Origin of the sequence: Petralouisia muris, assembly GCF_004793545.1 — a bacterium.
Taxonomy (GTDB): Bacteria; Bacillota; Clostridia; order Lachnospirales; family Lachnospiraceae; genus Petralouisia; species Petralouisia muris.
Window position 1 is genome coordinate 25,152 of the sequence record NZ_SRYA01000013.1, and the last position, 20,850, is coordinate 46,001.

The window sequence follows — 20,850 nt, forward strand, 5'->3', positions numbered from 1 at the left end:
TAGATTATGTCAACAAATGTTTATGGAATTGATTTGGGTACCTGCAATTTAAAAGTATTTTGCAAAGGAACCGGCAAAGTAATCAATGAGAAAAATACCATTGCGATTGTGAACAAGAACCAGTTGTATGCGTTTGGAAATGATGCATATGCCATGTATGAAAAATCTCCGGATACCATCAAAGTTTCATTTCCGGTGGTCAATGGAGTGATTGCAGATTATAACAATATGCAGACCATGATCGGAGAGGTGTTGGACAAGCATGTGAAGAATCATATCAAGGGAGCAGAATTTATTGTTGCCGTGCCCACGGACATTACAGAAGTGGAGAAAAAGGCGTTTTTTGACCTGTTTTACAAAAGCCGGTTTAAGCCAAAGAGCGTGCTGCTTTGTGAAAAGCCTATTGCAGATGCAGTGGGGCTTGATCTGGATGTGAATTCTCCTACTGGATTTATGATTGTCAATATCGGCGCAGACACTACCGAGATCTCTGTGATTTCCCTGGGAGGTCTGGTATTAAGCGATTTGCTGCATTTTGGCGGAAAACGCATTGATGAATCCATTATCAATCATTTAAAACGTAATTTTGGATTAGTGATTGGACAGAAGACGGCCATGTATTTAAAAGAAACCCTTGGCTGTGCGCTGCCGGAAGAAGAAGAGACAAGCGCAGTGATTGTAGGGCGTGATGTGGTTAGCGGCCTTCCCATTGAGATGGAAATCTCATCTCCTGTCATATATGAGGCCATCAAGGATAATCTGAATTCCATCTGCAATTCCATTAAAATGATTTTGGAGAAAACGCCGCCGGAACTGGCCAGGGATATTATTCATTCCGGTATCTATATTACCGGAGGTTCATCCAAAATCAAACGTTTGGATGAACTGTTCACACAGATTACCAATATTCGGGTAAATACTTGTGAATTACCGGAAGAGAGCGCTGTCAGAGGCTTAAATAAAATTGTTTCCGATGAAAAGTTCCGGAAACTGGCTTTTAGCATGAAGAGCAGAATTTATAAATAAAGGTGTAATCATTTATGAGACGTAAATCAACAAAACATTCGATTCCAACCAAATATACACTGCTGTTTCTAACGGTTTTCTGTATTATAGTCATGTTCGTAAGTTTTACGCTGAATCTTTCAGGAGGTCCTCTGAATACCGTGGCAGGGTATGTGTTTGTGCCCATGCAAAAAGGAATCAATACTGTTGGAACCTGGTTTCTGTCGAAAGCAGATGATTTGAAATCTCTGCGGGATGTGATGGCAGAAAATAAAGAACTGCAGGAAGAAGTAGACCGGCTTACCCAGGAAATAAACAACATTAAGCTGGAGCAGTACGAATTGGAGAATCTGCGGGAGCTGATGGAGCTGGATCAGAAATATCCCAGTTACGAGAAAGTTGCAGCCCGGGTCATCGGCAGCGACGGAGGCAACTGGTTTAATATTTTTACCATCGACAAAGGAACCAACGACGGAATTGAAAAAGATATGAATGTCATTGCCGGAAGCGGGCTGGTGGGAATTGTCATTGATACAGGACCCAATTATGCCAAGGTCCGCTCTATCATTGATGACGCCAGTAATGTAAGCGGTATGTCCCTGTCTACGGCAGACCGATGCATTATCAATGGAAATCTGGCTACGATGAATGAACATCAGGTCATTGAATTCTCTGATTTGAAGTGTGAAGATGATGCAGTGGCCGCTGGGGAACAAATGGTAACTTCCCATATCAGTGATAAGTACCTGGAGGGAATTTTGATTGGATATGTCAGTGATATTGAACGGGACGCCAACAATCTGACTTATTCCGGCACTATAACGCCGGCAGTTGACTTCCGTCATTTACAAGAAGTGCTGGTAATTCTGGACAAGAAGACAGTTCAGGACGAAAAAAAGGAGCAATAAAATGAAGCTGAGACGTAAATTTGCTGTATTTGTAATTATTACCGTAAGTTTCCTGCTGCAGAGTACGTTGTTTCAAACCTTGTCCTTTGCCTCCATTTCACCGAACCTTCTGATTGTGGTAACATCATCTTTTGGATTTATGCGGGGAAGAAAAGAGGGGATGTGGACCGGCTTTTTCTGCGGGCTTCTGTTGGATATTTTCTTTGGCAGCGTAATAGGGTTTTATGCTCTGATTTATGCGTATCTGGGATATATTAATGGATTTTTCCGCAAAATGTTTTTTCCGGATGATATTAAATTGCCGCTGATTTTAATTGCAGTCAGCGATTTTTCCTATAATCTTCTGGTGTATCTGTTTTTATTTTTCCTGCGGGGAAAATTCCGTTTTTACTATTATCTGGTGCACATTATGCTGCCAGAACTGGTCTATACGATATTGGTAACCATTATACTCTATTTTATAATTCTGAGAATTAATCAGAAATTAGAGAACATCGAAAGAAGGAGTGCAAGTAAATTTGTTTGAGTATATCAAAAATTTCACAAAAAAATTAATAGGTTCCAGATTATTTGTGCTCAGTATGGTTATGATTGGTTTGTTTGCCATATTGGTACAACGGATTTTTGTGCTGCAGATTATCAACGGAGAGGAATATATGGATAATTATACCCTGCGCATTCAGAAGGAAAGGGTAACCTCCGGAACCAGAGGCAGCATTTATGACCGTAATGGAAAGCTTTTAGCCTACAATGAGCTGTCCTATTCTGTTACCATTGAGGATAACGGAATCTACGAGAGCAACAGGCAGAAAAATAAAATGCTGAATCAGGAATTGAATACCGTGATTCATATGATTGAAGATAAAGGCGACGCCATTACCAATACCTTTGGCATTCAGAAAAATGAAAACGGAGTCTATGATTTTAATGTGTCCGGCCAGGCATTAAAGCGCTTTCTTGCAGATGTCTATGGGCACAACAAAGTAGACGAATTAAAATACAATAAACGGTTAGGTTATAATGAAGGCTCTGCCACGCCGGAACAGGTGATAGAATATCTTCAGCAAAAGTTTTCCATCTATGTGGAAGGCAGGGATGACAAGGAGAAGCCTGAAGGAGAACCTGATTTTTATACAGAAGAAGAAGCATATAAGATTATGATTCTTAGGTACGCCATTTCCCAGAACAGCTATCAGAGATATGTGCAAACCACAGTTGCCCAGAATGTCAGTGATGAGACGGTAGCTGTAATCAAAGAGAATTCTGAGAGTTTACAGGGAATTGACGTAGTGGAAGACAGTATCCGCAAATATGTGGACAGCATTTATTTTTCCCATATTATTGGTTACACTGGCAAGATTTCCCAGACGGAATACGATGAGCTGTCGAAAGAAAATGATTCCTATACCTTAAATGATGTCATCGGCAAGTCTGGAATTGAGCAGGTGATGGATCAGGAGCTGCAGGGAACCAAGGGAACTGAAAAGTTCTATGCAGACAGTGTGGGAAGGATTACCGAGATGATAGAACAGGTAGACGCCTCCTCTGGAATGGATATTTATCTGTCGCTGGACGCAGATTTGCAGAAAGCGGTTTACTGTATGCTGGAACAGGAGTTGGCGGGTATTTTATATGCCACAATTGAAAACATCAAGGAATATGATACCAGCACGGGTTCCGCCTCCGATATTAAGATACCAATTGATGATGTCTATTTTGCGCTGATTAATAACAATATTATTGATATTAACCATTTAAGCCAGGAAGATGCCAAAGAAGTTGAGAGACAGGTATACGGTGCGTTTTTAAGTAAGCAGGCGTCTGTGCTCAGCTCTCTGCAGCAGCAGTTTTCTTCTGCCGCTCCTATGCCTTATGGAGAGTTGGAGGAAGAACAGCAGATGTACATGAGCTATATTCTCTCCATGCTGGAGAAAAATGAAATCTTTTTATCCGACAAGGTAGATACCGAGGATGAAGTTTACGAAGGCTGGAAAAATGATACCGTCAGTCTCTGCGAATATCTCAAGCGCGCTATTTCCATGGACTGGATTGATATTACAAAGTTTGATACGGAATCCAGGTATTCTGATTCCACGGAAATATACAATGCACTTGTAAATTATATTACAGCAGAATTGGAAAAAGACCGGGAATTCAGCAAACGAATTTATAAATATATGATTAATCAGGAAATAATATCCGGTACTCAGATTTGCCTTTTGTTGTTTGAACAGGGAGTTCTGCAGGAAAGCGAAGGTGATTTGACCGCGCTTCAAAGCGGCAATTTAAGTGCTTATAATTTTATGAAAGACAAAATCAAAAACCTTCAGATTACTCCTGCCCAGCTTGCATTAGATCCCTGTACGGCAAGCTGTGTCATGATTAACCCGCAGACGGGGGAGCTATTGGCCTGCGTCACTTATCCGGGATATGATACCAACCGGCTGGCAAATTCTGTAGATTCGGAATATTTTGCCAGTCTCCAGGCTGATTTATCCATTCCCCAGTATAACAACGCCACTCAGCAGCAGACGGCTCCCGGATCAACTTTTAAACCGGTAACGGCGGCAGCGGCTCTTACAGAAGGCGCAGTCAGTGTCAGTGAATCCATTGCCACCAAGGGAGAATTTACAGAAATCAATCCATCGCCTAAATGCTGGATTTATCCGGGAAGCACCCATGGCTCCATCAATGTTTCAGAAGCAATTCGGGATTCCTGCAACTATTTCTTCTATGAATTGGGATACCGTATGAGCTCTGCCAGCGGCGTTTATAATGAGAATAAGGGAATTTCCACCATACAGAAATATGCGGAGCTTTTTGGATTAAATGAGAAAACCGGAATTGAGATACCGGAAAATGAACCGCATATTGCAGATGAGTATCCGATTACTTCATCCATCGGGCAGAGTAACCATAACTTTACCACTACTCAGATTGCCAGATATCTGACGGCAGTAGCCAGCAGCGGCAAGATTTACAAATTAACCCTTCTGGATAAAGAAACCACCTCAGACGGAACACTGGTGAAGGAATTCAAACCGGAAATTATACGGGAAATTACAGAAGTTGCGCCTGTATCTTGGAATGCAATTCAAAACGGAATGCGTATGGTTGCGGAGAATAACAAATCCTTTAAGGATTTCCCCATTGCGGTTGCAGGTAAAACTGGTACGGCACAGCAGATTACCACCCGGGCAAACCATGCTTTATTTATCGGCTATGCGCCCTTTGACAATCCAGAGATTGCCATTGCAACACGTATTGCTTATGGATATACCTCTGCCAATGCAGCGGAAGTATCCAGTAATATCTTAAAATATTATTTTAAACTTGTAGATGAAGGTACTCTGTTAAACGGACAGGCAGAAGAGATCGAGAGTACTGCCAATGGATTTACAGATTAGAATTTGGAGGGATGAATTTGTCGAAGCCAGTAGTGTTAAAAAGCAATAAATACGGCATTAATCTGATACTGGACAGTAACATGGATTTTGAAGAACTGCTGAATTGCATTTTAGAACGGTTTAAGGATGCAGAAGGATTTTTTAAAAACGCCAAAATGGCCATTTCTTTTGAGGGAAGGAACTTAACTCAGGAAGAAGAATTCCGGATTGTGGAGACCATTACGGATAACACCTCGGTGAATATTATCTGTATTCTGGATAATGACGCTTTGAAGGAGGAACTGATTCGGCAGAAGATAGAACGTTTTGAAGAGGAACAGGCAGGAAAAACCGGAGAATTCTACAAAGGCACGCTTCGTTCTGGTCAGGTACTGGACTGTGAAACCAGCATTATTATCCTGGGGGATATCAATCCGGGGGCGAAAGTGATTTCCAAAGGAAATATCGTAGTGCTGGGAGCGCTGAAGGGCAATGCCTATGCGGGGGCAAATGGAAATGAACAGGCATTTGTAGCAGCGCTGGAGATGGACCCAATACAGATCAAAATTGGAGACGTCATTGGAAGAAGTGCGGATAAAGCGCCTCTTGCCGTAAAGAAGCGGGGCAGAAAACAGCAGGCACCGGCAGAACCCCAGGTAGCCATTGTCAAAGACGGGAATATTTACATTGAGCCGATTACAAAGGGGCTTTTGAATAGTATATAAAAATCAGGAGGATAGGTAGGATGAGTGAAGTAATTGTGATAACATCAGGAAAAGGCGGCGTGGGGAAAACCACCACCACAGCGAATGTAGGGACAGGCCTGGCGCAGTTGAACAAAAAGGTTGTGCTGATTGACACCGATATCGGCCTTCGGAATCTGGATGTGGTGATGGGGTTAGAAAACAGAATTGTGTATAATCTGGTAGATGTAATAGAAGGAAACTGCCGGATGAAACAGGCATTGATTAAGGATAAGCGTTATCCGAACCTTTCCCTGCTTCCTTCTGCGCAGACAAGGGATAAGTCTGCTGTGTCTCCGGAGCAGATGATTAAATTAATCGACGAATTAAGGGAAGAATTTGATTATATTCTGCTGGACTGCCCGGCAGGAATTGAGCAGGGCTTTAAAAACGCCATTGCAGGGGCAGACCGGGCTCTGGTGGTAACCACACCGGAAGTTTCCGCCATCCGTGACGCGGATCGCATTATTGGGCTTCTGGGAGCCAATGAGGTAAAGCAGACGGAGCTGATAGTCAACCGCCTTCGGATGGACATGGTAAAACGGGGCGATATGATGAATATTAATGATGTAACAGATATTCTTGCCATTGATCTGATTGGCGCAGTGCCGGATGATGAACAGATTGTAATTTCCACAAATCAGGGAGAACCCCTGGTAGGCTCAGACTGTCTTGCAGGAAAAGCATTTGAAAATATCTGCCACAGAATTCTGGGAGAAGAAGTGCCGTTTCTGGATTTGGAAATAAAATCCAGTGTATGGGGGAAACTGAAAGAGATATTCAAAAAAAATTAGGAGGAAACCGCTATGGGTTTAATGGATTTATTTAAAAGAAAATCCTCCGGGGACATTGCCAAAGACCGATTAAAGTTAGTGTTGGTTTCCGACCGTGCAAACTGTTCTCCGGATGTGATGGAAATGATTAAAAATGATATTATCCAGGTTATTTCGAAATATATGGAGATTGATGCGGAAGGCTTGGACATTCAGATTACCCAGACAGAATCAGAGGGAAATAACGGGAATGTACCTGCTTTGTATGCCAATATTCCGATTAAGGATATGAAGCATCCCAATGCTTCCAGATAGGCAGTATCTTACAGACGGGGTGATTATGAGGGACTATTATTATAAGGAACAGTGATTATGTTAAAACAATATCAGATTAAAAATTACAATTTTCGTTTGGTTGTCTATGTGATTGCGCTTACCATGCTTGGGATCAGCATCATTGGAAGTGCGCAGAAATCAGTTCAGAGTAAACAGGTATTCGGACTGCTGTTGGGCCTGCTTGTAATGGCAGTTGTTTCCCTAATTGACTACTCCTTTATTTTGCGTTTCAACTGGCTGATTTACATTTTCAACATCGGGCTGCTTTCTCTGATTACATTCCATGTATTCGGAAGTCAGGCCAAGGGAGCCGGACGTTGGATTGAAGTGGCTGGGTTCCGTTTTCAGCCCTCCGAGTTGTCTAAAGTACTGCTGATTTTGTTTTTTGCCTGGTTTTTTGGAAAATATCATGAAAAAATAAATACTCTGCCTGTTATTTTGATTTCTGGTGCATTAATTTTTGTTCCTTGGTTTATGATTGAGGAGCAGCCGGATTTGTCTACCAGTATTGTTGTAGCAGTAATTTTTATTGCACTCTTGTTTTTAAGCGGATTAAGTTATAAAATAATAGGAGGCGTGCTGGCCGTTTTGGTACCTGCAGGGAGCTTGTTCATTTATTTGATTCTGCAGCCGAATCAGAGGATTCTTGATGACTATCAATGGCGGCGTATTATGGCATGGCTGCAGCCGGAGAAATATGCAACAGACGCATATCAGCAGCAGAATTCTATTATGGCAATCGGTTCCGGACAGCTGTGGGGAAAGGGACTGAATAATAACACAGCATTTTCTGTGAAAAATGGAAATTATATACCGGAGCCTCAGACTGATTTCATTTTTGCAGTGGCAGGAGAAGAACTGGGATTTGTAGGAAGCATTGTAATATTGCTATTGTTATTACTGATTGTCATTGAATGTATCCTGATTGGAAGAAAAGCAAAGGACTTATCCGGCCGTCTGATATGCGGCGGGGTTGCAGTCTGGATTGGTTTTCAGACTTTTGTCAATATCTGTGTGGTAACCGGACTGATGCCCAATACCGGATTGCCGCTGCCCTTTGTCAGTTACGGGCTTACGTCGTTGGTAAGTCTCTTTATCGGAGTTGGACTTGTATTAAATGTGGGGCTTCAGCCGCTGAAGTACAGAATGGAGGGTTTTTAGAATGAATATAGGATTGATTGCACACGATTCAAAGAAGAAACTGATGCAGAATTTCTGCATTGCTTATCGGGGAATTCTCTGCAAAAATGATTTATTTGCAACAGGCACTACGGGAAGGCTGATTGAAGAAGTGACGAATCTGTCAATTCACAAGTACCTGGCCGGGCATCTGGGAGGAGCTCAGCAGTTGGGAGCTCAGATTGAACACAATCAAATTGACCTGGTGATCTTTTTGCGGGATCCCTTAACGCCTAAATCCCATGAACCGGATGTAAACAATGTGGTTCATTTATGTGATACCCATAATATTCCGTTGGCAACGAATCTTGCCACAGCAGAATTGTTAATCAAATCATTGGACAGAGGAGATTTAGAGTGGCGTGAAATGTATAAATAAAAAGAAATTTACAGGAATTACAGGTCTGGTTCTGTCTTTTGCACTAATTTGCGGGTGCGGTGAACCAGTAAACATAGAAAATGCTTATGATATCACAGAAAGCACCAAAATCTATGGTCTGACCACAGCGGCAGGAAACAGCGAAAGCAGTGGAAACAGTGAATATGACTTTTTTTCAAAAGACCTCTGTGTGGCAGGAAATGAAAATATACTGAGTGAAAATGTGACAGATTCTCTTTCACAGGCAGCCGGACTGTTCGATTTGAATGAAAAAAATATGGTATTTGGCAAAAATGTTCATGAGCGGCTCTATCCTGCAAGCACTACCAAGATCCTTACTGCCTATGTTGCGTTAAAATACGGAGATCTGAAAGCCACTGCAACTGTGACAGAAGAGGAGCTTCAGTTAGAAGCCGGTTCATCCACCTGCGGCCTTGCAGTGGGAGACACCACTACACTGGAGCATTTGCTGTACGGCCTGATCCTCTGCAGCGGAAATGATGCGGCAAATGTCATTGCAGACATGATTTCCGGAAGTTCAGAAGAATTTGCCAAATTGATGAATCAGGAAGCGAAAGCCATAGGCGCTACCAATTCCAATTTTGTAAATCCTCATGGACTGCAGAATGAGGAACATTATACCACAGTGTATGATATGTACCTGATATTTAACACTGCAATCCAAAATGAAGAATTTGAAAAAATTATCGGCACCCGGAATCATACTGAAGAGTTTACTAATGCTTCCGGAGAGGCAATGACAAAAGAGTGGATCACCACCAACAAATTTCTGACCGGAGAAAAAGATCAGCCGGAAGGAATCCAGGTAATAGGCGGAAAAACAGGGACTACCAGCAATGCCGGTTCCTGCTTGGTTTTGTACAGCAAGAAAGGGGAAAAACCTTATATTTCCATTGTTTTTAAAGCGGAGAATTCAGACGGACTTTATGAAGAGATGACACAATTACTAAAAGAAATTTGAAATAGCAGTTGAATTCTTCGTGAATATATACTATAATTACGGTATGAATATTACTGTTGTCATACAAAATAGGGGATGGAACGGAGAATTTACAGAAAGCATTTATCTATTTTGTACAAATACGGTTGAGACTAGGAGGAGATTGTCATGGTACAAATTATAGCTGGAGAAAAGGGAAAAGGAAAAACAAAGCATTTGTTAGAGAAGGTGAATGAATCGGTTAAGTCAGCGACCGGTAATCTTGTATATCTGGATAAGAGCCAGAAGCATATGTATGAATTAAGTAATAAAGTTCGCCTGATCAATGTTTCAGATTATATGATTTCCAATTGTGATGAATTTTTAGGATTTCTTTCCGGAATAATTTCTCAGGATCACGATTTGGAAGAGATGTATTTAGACAGTTTCCTTACGATTGCCAAATTGGAAGACAGCGATATCAGCCATACAATAACAAAGCTGGAGTCTATCAGCGAGAAATTCCATGTTAATTTTGTTTTAAGCATTTCCAGGAATGAAAGTGATTTGCCGGAATGTACCAAAGGGAAGGTTATCGTATCATTATAAGTGCATGAACAGAGATATGTTACATTTAAGAAAAGGGGTTATCGCAATAAATTCGATAGCCCCATTCTCTTATTTTCAAAATGATACTAAGCTTCGTTGATGGAGCGGATACGTCCGAACACACTGCAGAGATAAAGACCGCCAATTCCTACAATTCCATAGATAATCCGAGTGAGCCAGCTCATATCGCCAAATAAAAATGATACCAGGTCGAAACGGAATAATCCAATTAATCCCCAGTTGACAGCGCCAATAATTACCAGTGCCAGTAGTGTGTAATCTAAACCTTTGGTATTCATATGCATTCCTCCTTTTACATGAATTTAGTATTTCCATCCGGGAAAAATTCATGTTGGAAGTTTATGGGAGTAGTATTGAGTTTATGCTTTTAAAGTGTTAGAATACTTTTATGCTCGAGCATACGTAGTTGCAAGAAATTTGCTGTTCTTCTTTCAATCATAAATTGTTGGCATTCATTAGACTCACGGATGTCATCAGCTCAGCAGTATAATATTTATACAAACAGGACTAAAATAATATGGCAAATAGAAAAAATAAAAAAGTTGTAAAATTTCATAGAATGTCTCATCTGAATATAGGCGTTATTGTATTCCTTATTATTTTTGTGTATATGCTCTATAATATTTTTCAGTATTTTACTGCCAAGCAGATTGCAGTATATGAAGTAACTCAGGGAACCATCACCCAGAATAATACGTTCACTGGAGTAGTTCTAAGGGAGGAAAAAATATTTCAGACAGAAAAATCAGGTTACATTAATTATTACAGCAAAGATGGCGCCAAGGTTGGCGTAAGTTCTTATGTGTATTCTATTGACGAAACGGGAGATTTTTATAAGGAAATTGCCAGCCAGAATGACGGGCAGCTTTTTGAGGAAAAAGGCTCTTATGATGAACTGGAAAAAACTGCCGCCAATTATGTACTGGATTATTCCAATATGAATTTTTATCATGTATACACCTTTCAATATGATATGGAGGCAGAATTGTTGGAAGCGATCGGTTCTAATGCTTTGTCAAATCTGGACCATTATCAGGGTTCTTCTGCAGGCTTTCACGCGTATCTGGCGCCAGAACCGGGAATTGTTGTATATAATACAGATGGTTTGGAAAATGTAACAGTGGAAAATTTTACAGAAGATATTTTTGATGCTGCCGCTCACACAAAGAATAATCTGCTGTCCAGAGAACAAGCGGCAGCCGGAGAGCCCGCTTTTAAACTGATAACCAGTGAGATATGGAATCTGGTGGTTCCCATTGAACAAGAATTGGCAGAGGATTTGGCGAAGGAAAGCAATATACAGGTGAAATTTAAAAAAGACAATTCGACCGCATGGGGCGCTTCCCGTATCCTGAATCAGGATGACAATTGGTATTTAATTCTGAATTTTCAGAATTCAGCCGCCCGGTTTGCCACAGATCGGTATCTTGATATTGAATTACTCCTGTCAGATACCAGCGGGCTGAAGATTCCCAATACAGCGTTAACAAAGAAGTCTTTTTTCCTGATTCCCAAGGAATTCCTCACAAAAGGTGGAGATGACAATACCAACGGAGTAACGCGTCAATATGAAGATGACAAGGGAAAAACCGTGATGGAATTTACCGCTGTTTCTGTGGCGGAAGAGACGGAAGACATGTATTATATTACAGGGTCAGGGCTGGAAAAAGGGAATGTGATTATCAAGGCAGACTCCAATGAGAAATATACCCTGGAAGAGACTGCCTCTCTGCAGGGAGTATACAATATTAACAGGGGCTATGCGGTATTCCGCAAAGTAGAAATTTTATTTCAAAATCAGGAATATACCATTGTGAATACCGGAACAAATTACGGAATTTCTCTTTACGATCATATTGCACTGGATTCCTCTGCAATGAAAGAAAATGAAATTATACGTTAAAGAAATTTGTATCACAAAAACGGATAAGGAGATTTATATGACAAAGGAAAATTGTATGATAAAGGAAAATTTAGCCAGAGTGCATGAGAATATTAAAATAGCCTGCCAAAAATCCGGAAGAAAACCAGAGGAGGTAACGCTGATTTCTGTCAGCAAGACGAAGCCGGTTTCCATGCTGAAAGAAGCGTATCAGGCTGGAAGCCGTGAGTTCGGAGAAAATAAGGTGCAGGAAATTATGGATAAATATCCCCAGCTTCCCACTGATATCCGCTGGCATATGATAGGACATTTGCAGAGAAATAAGGTAAAATACATCATTGACAAGGTCTGCCTGATTCATTCTGTAGATTCCCTGCGCCTGGCAGAAGAAATCAGCAGTCAGGCTGAAAAGAAACAGGTGGAAATAGATATTCTGGTAGAAGTGAACATTGCTCAGGAAGAAAGCAAATTCGGAACCTCCAGAGAGGAAGCGGTTCAGTTGGTGGAGGAAATTGCCAAACTTCCCCATATCCATATCCAGGGACTTATGACAATCGCTCCCTTTGTGGAGAATCCAGAAGACAATCGGGAATATTTTCGCCAAATCAGGGAATTATCTGTTGACATAAGGAAGAAAAACATTGATAATGTAAATATGTCTGTGCTGTCCATGGGCATGACAGGCGATTATATGGTAGCAATCGAGGAAGGCGCTACTATGGTTCGGGTTGGAACCGGCATTTTTGGAGAAAGAAACAAGGGAGATTATTATGGGAATGCTTGATAAATTCTTAGATGTCATGAGATTGAATTCAGATGATGACGATTTTTATGACGACGATTATTATGATGACGACGATTATGAAGAAGAAAAACCCAAAAGAAAGAGTTTTTTGAAAGATAAGGAGCCCGAGGATGAAGAAGAGGAATTTGAAGAAAAGCGTCCCCGGCCGGTAAAGACTCAGAAGGTAACGCCGATGCGTTCCTACAAGAAGCAGGGGAACGGCATGGAAGTATGTGTGATCAAGCCCACCAATGTGGAGGATGCCCGGGAAATCACAGAGACGCTGCTTCTAAACCGTACTGTTGTGCTGAATGTGGAGGGGCTGGACGTTGACATTGCCCAGCGTATTATAGACTTCACATCTGGTTCCTGTTTTGCCATTAACGGCAATTTGCAGAAGATTTCCAATTACATATTTATTATCACTCCGCCAAGTGTAGATATTTCCGGTGATTTCGCAAATATTATGGATGCATTTGATGTACCGCCAATTAAGACGGAATTTTAAGGAATGACAGATATGACAAGAGACGAAGCATTAATGGGCAGGCATTTGATTGATTTATCCAGACAGGCACAGCAAAGAGATATTGTTGTATTCAGTGATTTTTTGAATTTAAATGAATTGAATATTTTTCGTCAGCAAAGCTCGGAGCTGTATTCCGGATTTGAACTGTATGGCGGATATGAATTAAGTGAGCGTCAGATGATTGCATTTTTACCTGATGCTCTTTGTTATGACTGGAAATTTCCAATTAGTTGTCTGAAAATCATGCCAGTAAATAAAAAATTTGCAGAAAAGATAAGTCATAGGGATGTGCTGGGAAGCTTGATGAACCTTGGAATTGAACGTTCCAGACTGGGAGATATTCTGGTTCAAGGAGCAGAAAGCTACGTGTTCTGCCAGGAAAAGATTGCAGAATATATCATTGAAAATCTAACAAGAATCCGGCGTACAACGGTACTTGCAGTGCAGACATTGCCGGATGAGATGCACATTGAACCAGAACTGGAAACGGCAGAGGGAATTATTACCACCAACCGCTTGGACAGTGTGATTGCCTGTCTCTGCAAAATTTCCCGTTCCCAGGCCAGCCAGTGGATCCGCGGCGGCAAAGTATTTATCAACAATAAAGAAACGCTTCAAATTACTTATGAATGCAAACCCAGAGAATTGATTTCCGTGCGTTCTGTGGGGCGGTTCCGTTTTCTGAACTGTCAGGGGGAAACCAGAAAAGGCCGTCTGAAAATACAGTATGAGAAGTATAAGTAACAATCATAAGCAATCAATGATACAACATATAGAAAGGAAAGATATGGCAGCATATCAAGAACTGTTATGGGAAAAACAATTTGTGTGTCTTACGAAGGCAAACCTTCTTATCATATTGAGATTCAAAAAGATTTCCGGCTTCTTCCGGAGAAATTAAAAGATTTGGGATACGGCAGGAACCGTGTATGTATTATAACAGAAAATACAGTGGGAAGCTTTTATTTAGAAGAGCTGAAAGCATTGCTGTCTCATATGTTTTCCTGTTGTACCTCTTATGTATTTGAAGCCGGAGAAGCCAGTAAAAATACAGATACAGTTGGAAAAGTATATGAGCATCTGATACAGAATTCCTTTGACCGCAAGGATGTATTAATTGCCCTGGGCGGCGGAGTAGTGGGAGATTTGACAGGGTTTGCAGCCGCCACTTATCTGCGGGGGATTGATTTTGTACAGGTGCCTACTTCTTTACTGGCCCAGACGGACAGCAGCATTGGCGGAAAAACAGGAGTAGATTTTATGCAATACAAGAATATGGTTGGAGCATTTTATATGCCTAAGCTGGTATACATGAACATTTCTGCCTTAAAAACACTGCCCAAACGTCAGTTTTCTGCCGGAACAGCGGAAGTAATCAAGCATGGATTTATCAAAGATCAGAAATATACCGAATTCATTCAGACCCACAGCAAAGCAATTATGGTTCAGGATTATGAGACAATGGAAGAAATGATCGATAGAAGCTGCAGGATTAAACGGGATGTGGTGGAGCAGGATCCAAAAGAACAGGGAGAACGCGCACTTTTGAATTTCGGACATACCATTGGACACGCCATTGAGAAATTATCGGATTTTACCTTATATCACGGAGAATGTGTGGCCCTTGGCATGGTAAGCGCCGGATACATTTCCTGGAAGCAGGGAAATCTGTCCCTGGAGGCCCTGGAAGAAATAGAAAAAATACTGGAAAGCTATGGACTTCCTGTCAGGCTGAAAGACTTTCCATACCCGCCGGAAGAGATTCTGGAAACCACCAGATTAGATAAAAAAATGGAGTCCGGAAAAATTAAATTTATTTTGCTGAAAAATCTTGGAGAGGCATATATTACAAAGGAATTAACAGATTCCGAAATTTTAGCTGGAATTCGTTATATTTTACAGTAAACCCGCTATTAATTCGCGCAGGTTCTGTCCAAACATGCTTGAAAGCAGACGCTTTCCGGCAGCTTCTCATTAAGCAAAATGAAAAGAGGATATTTATGAAAGAAAAAAAAAGCAACAGCTATATTTTGTACGGTGTCGGCGCAGCTATTTTGCTGATTTTAGATCAGTTCACAAAATATCTGGCGTCTGTTTATTTAAAAGGAGGTTCATCCCTTGTTATCATAAAAGGCGTGTTTCAGCTTCATTATCTGGAAAACCGGGGAGCGGCATTCGGTTTGCTGCAGGGACAGAAGCTTTGGTTTGTAACTATCACATTGCTTATGCTTCTGCTTATGCTTCTGGTATATTACCGTATTCCCATGGAAAAAAAGTATCGCTGGATTCGTTTTATTCTGGTATTGCTGACGGCAGGAGCAATTGGCAATTTGATTGACCGGCTGCGGCTGAATTATGTGATCGATTTTTTCTATTTTGAATTAATTAATTTTCCTGTATTTAATATGGCAGATATTTATGTAACCCTTGGCATGGCTCTGTTGATTGTACTGGTTCTCTTTTATTATAAGGAAGAGGAACTGGAAGTACTCTGGCCTTTTCCAAAAAAGGAGCAAAAGAAGTGAGAGAGTTGGAGATTCAGGAATACCGGGTAACCCAGGAACATTCAGGGGAACGGCTGGATAAATTTCTCCAAGCGGTCTGTCCAGAGTGTTCTCGATCCTTTCTGCAAAAATTGGTAAAAGAGGGGCAGGTGCTTGTAAACCACAAAGAGCAGAAGGTAAATTATCGTGTATCTGAAAATGATATGGTCCGTATCGCTGTTCCTCCTGCACAGGAAGCCGAGATATTACCGGAAAATATACCTCTGGATATTCTTTACGAGGACTCAGAGCTATTGATTGTTAACAAGCCCAAAGGAATGGTAGTGCATCCATCTGCCGGCCATTTTACCGGCACCCTGGTAAATGCAGTATTGTTTCACTGCAAAAACAGTCTTTCCGGCATCAATGGGGAAATCCGCCCCGGCATCGTTCACCGGATCGACATGAATACCACTGGAACACTGGTCGTTTGTAAAAATGACAATGCCCATATTAAAATTGCAGAGCAAATCAAGGAGCATTCTGTTACCAGGCGTTATCTGGGAATCGTAAAAGGCAGGGTGAAAGAGGATAGCGGAATCATTGAGGGAACTATTGGCAGACATCCTGTGGAACGGAAAAAAATGGCGGTTAATGTAAAAAACGGCAAGAGAGCAGTGACGCACTACAAGGTGCTTCAGCGTTTTTCCAGACATACTTATATGGAATTTGAACTGGAAACCGGACGGACACACCAGATCCGGGTTCATATGGCAAGTATCGGACATCCCATGCTCGGCGATGATCTTTACGGCAGCGGAAAAACTCCCTGGAAGCTGCAGGGACAGACTCTGCATGCTGCTACACTGGGATTTCTTCATCCCGTTACGGGCATATATCTTGAGGTAACAGCGCCTTTGCCAGAATATTTTTCAGAGCTTTTACAAAAAGATTTGTAGTTATCCTCGCAATTATACGTTGCCAATTGATTTGCTGTACTTCCTGAAATAGTGAAAACCTATTGGCAAATCAATTGGCTCACAGGTGTAAATTCAGTAAAAATTTGAAATTGTATATACATTTTCAAATAAAATATGATATAATAATTGTGATAAGACCTGAGAGAATGCAGGAACGACAGAAAGGTGGAATTAATATGGGAAATTTTGTAATTACGATTGGCCGGGAATTTGGAAGCGGCGGTTTGGATGTAGGACGAATGCTTTCTGATAAATTGGGAGTAAAATGTTATGACAAGGAACTCCTTTCCATGGCTGTCAAAGAAAGCGGATTATGCCAGGAGATTTTTGAAAATCATGACGAAAAGCCTACCAGCAGTTTTCTGTATTCGCTGGTAATGGATACCTATTCTGTCAGTGGTTATACATCGGCTCCTTTTTTAGATATGCCGTTAAACCACAAGGTTTTTCTGGCACAATTTGAAGCAATTAAGAATCTTGCAGCAAAGGAGTCCTGTATTATTGTGGGACGCTGTGCGGATTATGCATTGGCAGAACATCCCAATTGCCTGAATGTGTTTATTCATGCAGATATGGAGTTCCGGGTGGATCATATTATGCAAACATATGATTTGTCCAAAGAAAAAGCGGCCGATATGATTCATAAAACAGATAAAAAGCGTGCAAGCTATTATAACTATTATTCCAGTAAAAAGTGGGGAGATTCCAGAAGCTATCATTTGACGTTAGACAGCGGCCATTTGGGGCTGCAGGGCTGCAGCAAAATGATTCTGGACTACATGGATATTCGTAAAAATAATAGGAAGTAATTCGTATCGCTGCCTGCCTGCAAAATACCTGCAGGCAGGCAGTATTTTAGTCTTTTACGGGTTTCATTCCCCTATTGCACTTAATGCAAAGGAGATGGTACTTCACACTGTTAGTTCAAATGCCAACGTGCCGGTACACTAGATCAAGAATCCTCCTGAAAAATGCTTCCTGAGAATTTCCCTGCAAGTCTGCGGCGGTCATCATCAATCGCTGCATAATGCTGACGCGTTGTCTCAACACTCTTATGTCCCAGTGCATCGGCCACCAGATAAATGTCGCCGGTTTCTTTATAGAGATTCGTTCCATAGGTACTTCGCAGCTTATGAGGGGTAATTTTTTTATTGATTTTTGCTGCCCCAGTGTACTTTTTTACCAGTTTCTCTACCGCCCGGGTGGTGAGACGGCTGTACTTTAAGGAAAGAAATAGTGCATTTTCATGTTCTGGCAGCGCTTTTTCTGCCAAGAGGGGACGTTCCATTTCCAGATAGTCCAAAAGCGCATTGCTTACCTCTTCTCCAAAATAGACCATAGATTCATTTCCGCCTTTTCGGACAACCCTAAGGCCGTAATTTTTAAAGCTCACATCATTCAGATCCAATCCCACACATTCTGATACACGAATTCCTGTTCCAAGCAGCAGCGTCATAATGGCAATATCACGATACTTTGTCTTCTGATGGGAAGCAAGCTGCCTGGCGGTGAGAGAGCTGCCATTTTCTACTGCGGAAATCAGTTCTGCAACTTCATCCTTATCCAGACGAATGATGTTTTCCTTGTGCTTTTTCGGAGTCTCAATCATGGAAGGGGCATTTGTGGTAATAAATTCCTTTTTAAAATAGTAATTGTACATGGTCCGGATAGCAGATAATTTCCGGGATTTGCCTTTTTCCCCATTGGTGACAGCCTGTCCGTCTTTTTTTTCATAATAGGATAAGTAGGCAAGATATTCTTCGATATCTACCGGAGTCATTTCGTCCAATACAGAAATTGGTATGTCATGCATGGACATTTTCGCATACATCGGATTATTCTCCTGTATAAATTCAAAAAAAATGCGGATATCATATCCATAAGATAATCTGGTTCTGGAAGCTGTATTTCTGGTATCCAGATAACGGAAAAAATCTCCGCAGAATTTAGGAAGTTCTTTTAATAATCCCTGTAATTTACGTTTATTCTCCAAATTTATTCTTTCAACATAATCCATAAAAGAAATTCCTTTCTATATAAAAAATAAAAGACGTTGGAAGTTAAGCTGATGAAAAGTTGATTAAAATGAGCCTGCTAAGCTAATTAAAAAATGAGCCTGCTGAAATACGAATTACCAAGAACAGCCAGACTATTTCATATTCCGGCTTATCAGTTCGTAAAATCAACATTTCGCGAACTGATAACTATAGAAATACATAAAAACTTAACTTCTCTTTCTCTGTTAGCTTAAGACTTTTTCAAAACTTCATTTCGCCAAATTCAACAGATTTCTTCTGAATCCAATATAATGGTAAACGGGCCGTCATTTAATAAAGAAATTTTCATATCAGCTCCAAAGGAACCAGTCTGTACAATGGGAAGTTCTTTCCGGCATTCCGATATGATATATTCATATAAAGTATTCGCCAGAACCGGATCTCCGGCTTTCGTAAAGGAAGGCCTGTTTCCCTTTTTACAATCAGCATACAGGGTAAATTGGGAAATTATCAATAATTCTCCGGAAACATCCTGTAGTGATAAATTGGTCTTTCCCTGTTCATCCTCAAAAATGCGCATATTGATCAATTTGCGAACCATCTTATCTGCAATGCTCTGATTATCTTCCTGGCTGATGCCAATAAAAACCAGGAATCCCTTTCTGATCTTTCCAATAATCTCCTGATTAACAGCTACCTCTGCATGGGTAACCCGCTGGATGATAAATTTCATAACTGTCTCCATTCTATAGATTTTGATCATATGGTACAATCGGAGCCTTAGACTTGAGGGCGCACTTAAAACAGCCGGCTTTAAAAGGCTCCATTTGATTCTTATTGTTAAATTTGTATGCTCCTTCCGGAAATATGATATATTTCCGCCCCTCCTTCACCTCATTGGCCACTTCATTCAAAATTGTCATTGCCTGGCCTATATCACTGCGATCCAGACGCTTTCCCTGAACAAAGTCTACTATTTCCCGGACGAGAATCATGTAGGACTTCTTCTTATCCATTACAAAGGAACATGGAGTGTCATGAGCGCTCATAATTCCCAGTGCATCGTATTTCCCCTGATGGTTGGAATACATGATATAGCCGCCGTCCTGCGGAAGATTCTCTTCTCCGTATTGTTTCGTGTAAATATGGCCGCTGTGCTTCATTAGTTTAATGGCATGGCGCACCAGTCCATAACGCTTTTTGTCAGAATACTTCTCCGGATGGTTTGCCTGATAACGCGTCTTTGGAATCATATAAGGCGCCCGGAAACAGATTCATAAAAATAACATAAAAAAATCTTATCATAATCATTCTCCTGTGTACAGACATCCTCTTTATTATAATCTAAATTTTTGAAAAAAACAACAAATCTGTAATGTTTCTGCCTGTAGAAAACGGCGGAAAAACATTCAGAAGTTCGAAAACTTCTGACAATTACAGCGTAAAATAAGAACGGATAATTATTCAGAAACTCTAAAGGTTCTGAATTACTGCGAAAAATGATACGGGACAATTAAAAATCTGCCTGCATGAATTTCGTCTGTTTCCAGTCCGTTCCATATTTTAATCTCCTGCACATAGTCCTGAACACTGTCATAGTCCTCCGTCATATATTCTGCTGCAATGCTCCATAAACTGTCTCCCGGGCGTATCTCAATACTGGTATAGGATTTGCAGTTCCCCTCTTCTGCCGCTGTATTTCTAACATACACTGCATATCTCCATGCCAGAATAAAGCCGGCAGAAAGAATGAAAAGAAATAAGCATATTCTAATTGTTTTCCAGTTTACGGCAAGTTCCGGACGGCTTCCGCCATTTCCTTTGTTCATTTTCCTCCTCCCTTCTTTCAGAACGAACATCTTTTCCGAACATCTGTTTATATGGATTATAATTTAAGAACATATATTTGTCAAGAA

The 20,850-nt window shown here is 41.0% G+C and carries 24 protein-coding genes; 19 read left to right on the forward strand and 5 right to left on the reverse strand.

Features of this window, described 5'->3' with window-relative positions; translation table 11 throughout:
* Positions 1 to 6: 6 nt before the first annotated feature.
* The 11 genes from E5329_RS08070 (at position 7) to E5329_RS08120 (ending at position 10,258) form a co-directional block, all read left to right on the forward strand.
* Entirely contained in the window at positions 7 to 1,026 is a 1,020-nt protein-coding gene (locus tag E5329_RS08070; RefSeq protein ID WP_135989064.1) for a rod shape-determining protein, read from the forward strand.
* 14 nt (positions 1,027 to 1,040) lie between these two features.
* Positions 1,041 to 1,913, forward strand: coding sequence for a rod shape-determining protein MreC (gene mreC, locus E5329_RS08075; RefSeq protein ID WP_135989065.1), 873 nt, complete (start codon positions 1,041 to 1,043; stop codon positions 1,911 to 1,913).
* 1 nt (position 1,914) lies between these two features.
* Entirely contained in the window at positions 1,915 to 2,439 is a 525-nt protein-coding gene (gene mreD / locus E5329_RS08080) for a rod shape-determining protein MreD (protein WP_330572032.1), read from the forward strand.
* Positions 2,432 to 5,320 carry a penicillin-binding transpeptidase domain-containing protein gene (locus E5329_RS08085; protein ID WP_135989066.1) on the forward strand — a complete coding sequence of 963 codons (2,889 nt, stop codon included), beginning with the start codon at positions 2,432 to 2,434 and terminating at the stop codon, positions 5,318 to 5,320. The genes mreD and E5329_RS08085 overlap by 8 nt, the downstream gene beginning before the upstream one ends.
* An 11-nt stretch (positions 5,321 to 5,331) precedes the next feature.
* Positions 5,332 to 6,024, forward strand: a complete 693-nt coding sequence (locus E5329_RS08090) for a septum site-determining protein MinC (RefSeq protein WP_334295739.1) — start codon at positions 5,332 to 5,334, stop codon at positions 6,022 to 6,024.
* Positions 6,025 to 6,044: 20 nt separating this feature from the next.
* Positions 6,045 to 6,836: a septum site-determining protein MinD gene (gene minD / locus E5329_RS08095; protein ID WP_135989068.1), complete on the forward strand. Its 792-nt coding sequence runs from the start codon at positions 6,045 to 6,047 to the stop codon at positions 6,834 to 6,836.
* Between the two features lie 12 nt (positions 6,837 to 6,848).
* The gene (minE, locus tag E5329_RS08100) at positions 6,849 to 7,130 is read left to right on the forward strand and encodes a cell division topological specificity factor MinE (RefSeq protein ID WP_135989069.1); all 282 of its coding nucleotides are present in this window, start codon (positions 6,849 to 6,851) and stop codon (positions 7,128 to 7,130) included.
* A gap of 57 nt (positions 7,131 to 7,187) precedes the next feature.
* On the forward strand, positions 7,188 to 8,312 hold the full coding sequence (locus E5329_RS08105; protein ID WP_135989070.1) for an FtsW/RodA/SpoVE family cell cycle protein: 1,125 nt from the start codon (positions 7,188 to 7,190) through the stop codon (positions 8,310 to 8,312).
* A gap of 1 nt (position 8,313) precedes the next feature.
* A complete protein-coding gene (gene mgsA / locus E5329_RS08110) occupies positions 8,314 to 8,709 on the forward strand; it encodes a methylglyoxal synthase (protein WP_016305836.1) in 396 nt (131 codons plus the stop codon).
* Positions 8,693 to 9,691, forward strand: coding sequence for a D-alanyl-D-alanine carboxypeptidase family protein (locus E5329_RS08115; RefSeq protein WP_135989071.1), 999 nt, complete (start codon positions 8,693 to 8,695; stop codon positions 9,689 to 9,691). The genes mgsA and E5329_RS08115 overlap by 17 nt, the downstream gene beginning before the upstream one ends.
* 147 nt (positions 9,692 to 9,838) lie before the next feature.
* A complete protein-coding gene (locus E5329_RS08120) occupies positions 9,839 to 10,258 on the forward strand; it encodes a twitching motility protein PilT (protein WP_135989072.1) in 420 nt (139 codons plus the stop codon).
* 86 nt (positions 10,259 to 10,344) lie between these two features.
* Here E5329_RS08120 and E5329_RS08125 read toward each other — a convergent pair whose 3' ends face one another.
* The gene (locus tag E5329_RS08125) at positions 10,345 to 10,557 is read right to left on the reverse strand and encodes a DUF378 domain-containing protein (protein WP_016214887.1); all 213 of its coding nucleotides are present in this window, start codon (positions 10,555 to 10,557) and stop codon (positions 10,345 to 10,347) included.
* A gap of 239 nt (positions 10,558 to 10,796) precedes the next feature.
* Between E5329_RS08125 and E5329_RS08130 the strand changes: the two genes are divergently transcribed.
* From E5329_RS08130 to E5329_RS08165, 8 genes are all read left to right on the forward strand, one after another.
* Positions 10,797 to 12,182: an HlyD family efflux transporter periplasmic adaptor subunit gene (locus tag E5329_RS08130; protein ID WP_135989073.1), complete on the forward strand. Its 1,386-nt coding sequence runs from the start codon at positions 10,797 to 10,799 to the stop codon at positions 12,180 to 12,182.
* A 55-nt stretch (positions 12,183 to 12,237) separates the two neighbouring features.
* Positions 12,238 to 12,945: a YggS family pyridoxal phosphate-dependent enzyme gene (locus E5329_RS08135; RefSeq protein ID WP_135989142.1), complete on the forward strand. Its 708-nt coding sequence runs from the start codon at positions 12,238 to 12,240 to the stop codon at positions 12,943 to 12,945.
* The gene (locus E5329_RS08140) at positions 12,932 to 13,453 is read left to right on the forward strand and encodes a cell division protein SepF (RefSeq protein ID WP_135989074.1); all 522 of its coding nucleotides are present in this window, start codon (positions 12,932 to 12,934) and stop codon (positions 13,451 to 13,453) included. The genes E5329_RS08135 and E5329_RS08140 overlap by 14 nt, the downstream gene beginning before the upstream one ends.
* Positions 13,454 to 13,465: 12 nt before the next feature.
* Positions 13,466 to 14,218 carry a YlmH/Sll1252 family protein gene (locus E5329_RS08145; protein ID WP_135989075.1) on the forward strand — a complete coding sequence of 251 codons (753 nt, stop codon included), beginning with the start codon at positions 13,466 to 13,468 and terminating at the stop codon, positions 14,216 to 14,218.
* 66 nt (positions 14,219 to 14,284) lie between these two features.
* On the forward strand, positions 14,285 to 15,379 hold the full coding sequence (gene aroB / locus E5329_RS08150) for a 3-dehydroquinate synthase (RefSeq protein WP_135989076.1): 1,095 nt from the start codon (positions 14,285 to 14,287) through the stop codon (positions 15,377 to 15,379).
* Between the two features lie 95 nt (positions 15,380 to 15,474).
* Positions 15,475 to 15,999: a signal peptidase II gene (lspA, locus tag E5329_RS08155; RefSeq protein WP_135989077.1), complete on the forward strand. Its 525-nt coding sequence runs from the start codon at positions 15,475 to 15,477 to the stop codon at positions 15,997 to 15,999.
* Positions 16,000 to 16,004: 5 nt separating this feature from the next.
* A complete protein-coding gene (locus E5329_RS08160) occupies positions 16,005 to 16,916 on the forward strand; it encodes an RluA family pseudouridine synthase (RefSeq protein WP_275443127.1) in 912 nt (303 codons plus the stop codon).
* 197 nt (positions 16,917 to 17,113) lie between these two features.
* Positions 17,114 to 17,746 (forward strand): cytidylate kinase-like family protein, encoded by a 633-nt coding sequence (locus E5329_RS08165; RefSeq protein WP_135989079.1) that lies wholly within the window; start codon positions 17,114 to 17,116, stop codon positions 17,744 to 17,746.
* A 143-nt stretch (positions 17,747 to 17,889) separates the two neighbouring features.
* Here E5329_RS08165 and E5329_RS08170 read toward each other — a convergent pair whose 3' ends face one another.
* The 4 genes from E5329_RS08170 to E5329_RS08185 all read right to left on the reverse strand — a co-directional run bounded on the left by E5329_RS08170 (position 17,890) and on the right by E5329_RS08185 (position 20,763).
* A complete protein-coding gene (locus E5329_RS08170; protein WP_135989080.1) occupies positions 17,890 to 18,954 on the reverse strand; it encodes a tyrosine-type recombinase/integrase in 1,065 nt (354 codons plus the stop codon).
* Between the two features lie 263 nt (positions 18,955 to 19,217).
* Complete coding sequence (gene dtd / locus E5329_RS08175) at positions 19,218 to 19,667, reverse strand: D-aminoacyl-tRNA deacylase (protein ID WP_135989081.1); 450 nt, start codon at positions 19,665 to 19,667, stop codon at positions 19,218 to 19,220.
* A gap of 13 nt (positions 19,668 to 19,680) precedes the next feature.
* On the reverse strand, positions 19,681 to 20,187 hold the full coding sequence (locus E5329_RS08180; RefSeq protein WP_275443115.1) for a lysophospholipid acyltransferase family protein: 507 nt from the start codon (positions 20,185 to 20,187) through the stop codon (positions 19,681 to 19,683).
* Positions 20,188 to 20,421: 234 nt separating this feature from the next.
* Positions 20,422 to 20,763 carry a LysM peptidoglycan-binding domain-containing protein gene (locus E5329_RS08185; protein WP_168356556.1) on the reverse strand — a complete coding sequence of 114 codons (342 nt, stop codon included), beginning with the start codon at positions 20,761 to 20,763 and terminating at the stop codon, positions 20,422 to 20,424.
* Positions 20,764 to 20,850: the final 87 nt, after the last annotated feature.

Excerpts from the sequence above, each read along its gene's own strand:
- E5329_RS08130 (WP_135989073.1), top strand. The coding sequence starts at position 10,797 with ATGGCAAATAGAAAAAATAAAAAAGTTGTAAAATTTCATAGAATGTCT.
- E5329_RS08140 (WP_135989074.1), top strand. The coding sequence starts at position 12,932 with ATGGGAATGCTTGATAAATTCTTAGATGTCATGAGATTGAATTCAGAT.
- E5329_RS08145 (WP_135989075.1), top strand. The coding sequence starts at position 13,466 with ATGACAAGAGACGAAGCATTAATGGGCAGGCATTTGATTGATTTATCC.
- E5329_RS08135 (WP_135989142.1), top strand. The coding sequence starts at position 12,238 with ATGATAAAGGAAAATTTAGCCAGAGTGCATGAGAATATTAAAATAGCC.
- minE (WP_135989069.1), top strand. The coding sequence starts at position 6,849 with ATGGGTTTAATGGATTTATTTAAAAGAAAATCCTCCGGGGACATTGCC.
- mgsA (WP_016305836.1), top strand. The coding sequence starts at position 8,314 with ATGAATATAGGATTGATTGCACACGATTCAAAGAAGAAACTGATGCAG.
- E5329_RS08105 (WP_135989070.1), top strand. The coding sequence starts at position 7,188 with ATGTTAAAACAATATCAGATTAAAAATTACAATTTTCGTTTGGTTGTC.
- E5329_RS08125 (WP_016214887.1), bottom strand. The coding sequence starts at position 10,557 with ATGAATACCAAAGGTTTAGATTACACACTACTGGCACTGGTAATTATT.
- E5329_RS08090 (WP_334295739.1), top strand. The coding sequence starts at position 5,332 with ATGAATTTGTCGAAGCCAGTAGTGTTAAAAAGCAATAAATACGGCATT.
- E5329_RS08120 (WP_135989072.1), top strand. The coding sequence starts at position 9,839 with ATGGTACAAATTATAGCTGGAGAAAAGGGAAAAGGAAAAACAAAGCAT.
- aroB (WP_135989076.1), top strand. The coding sequence starts at position 14,285 with ATGGGAAAAACAATTTGTGTGTCTTACGAAGGCAAACCTTCTTATCAT.
- E5329_RS08070 (WP_135989064.1), top strand. The coding sequence starts at position 7 with ATGTCAACAAATGTTTATGGAATTGATTTGGGTACCTGCAATTTAAAA.
- mreC (WP_135989065.1), top strand. The coding sequence starts at position 1,041 with ATGAGACGTAAATCAACAAAACATTCGATTCCAACCAAATATACACTG.
- minD (WP_135989068.1), top strand. The coding sequence starts at position 6,045 with ATGAGTGAAGTAATTGTGATAACATCAGGAAAAGGCGGCGTGGGGAAA.
- mreD (WP_330572032.1), top strand. The coding sequence starts at position 1,915 with ATGAAGCTGAGACGTAAATTTGCTGTATTTGTAATTATTACCGTAAGT.
- E5329_RS08180 (WP_275443115.1), bottom strand. The coding sequence starts at position 20,187 with ATGATTCCAAAGACGCGTTATCAGGCAAACCATCCGGAGAAGTATTCT.
- E5329_RS08185 (WP_168356556.1), bottom strand. The coding sequence starts at position 20,763 with ATGAACAAAGGAAATGGCGGAAGCCGTCCGGAACTTGCCGTAAACTGG.
- lspA (WP_135989077.1), top strand. The coding sequence starts at position 15,475 with ATGAAAGAAAAAAAAAGCAACAGCTATATTTTGTACGGTGTCGGCGCA.
- dtd (WP_135989081.1), bottom strand. The coding sequence starts at position 19,667 with ATGAAATTTATCATCCAGCGGGTTACCCATGCAGAGGTAGCTGTTAAT.
- E5329_RS08170 (WP_135989080.1), bottom strand. The coding sequence starts at position 18,954 with ATGGATTATGTTGAAAGAATAAATTTGGAGAATAAACGTAAATTACAG.
- E5329_RS08165 (WP_135989079.1), top strand. The coding sequence starts at position 17,114 with ATGGGAAATTTTGTAATTACGATTGGCCGGGAATTTGGAAGCGGCGGT.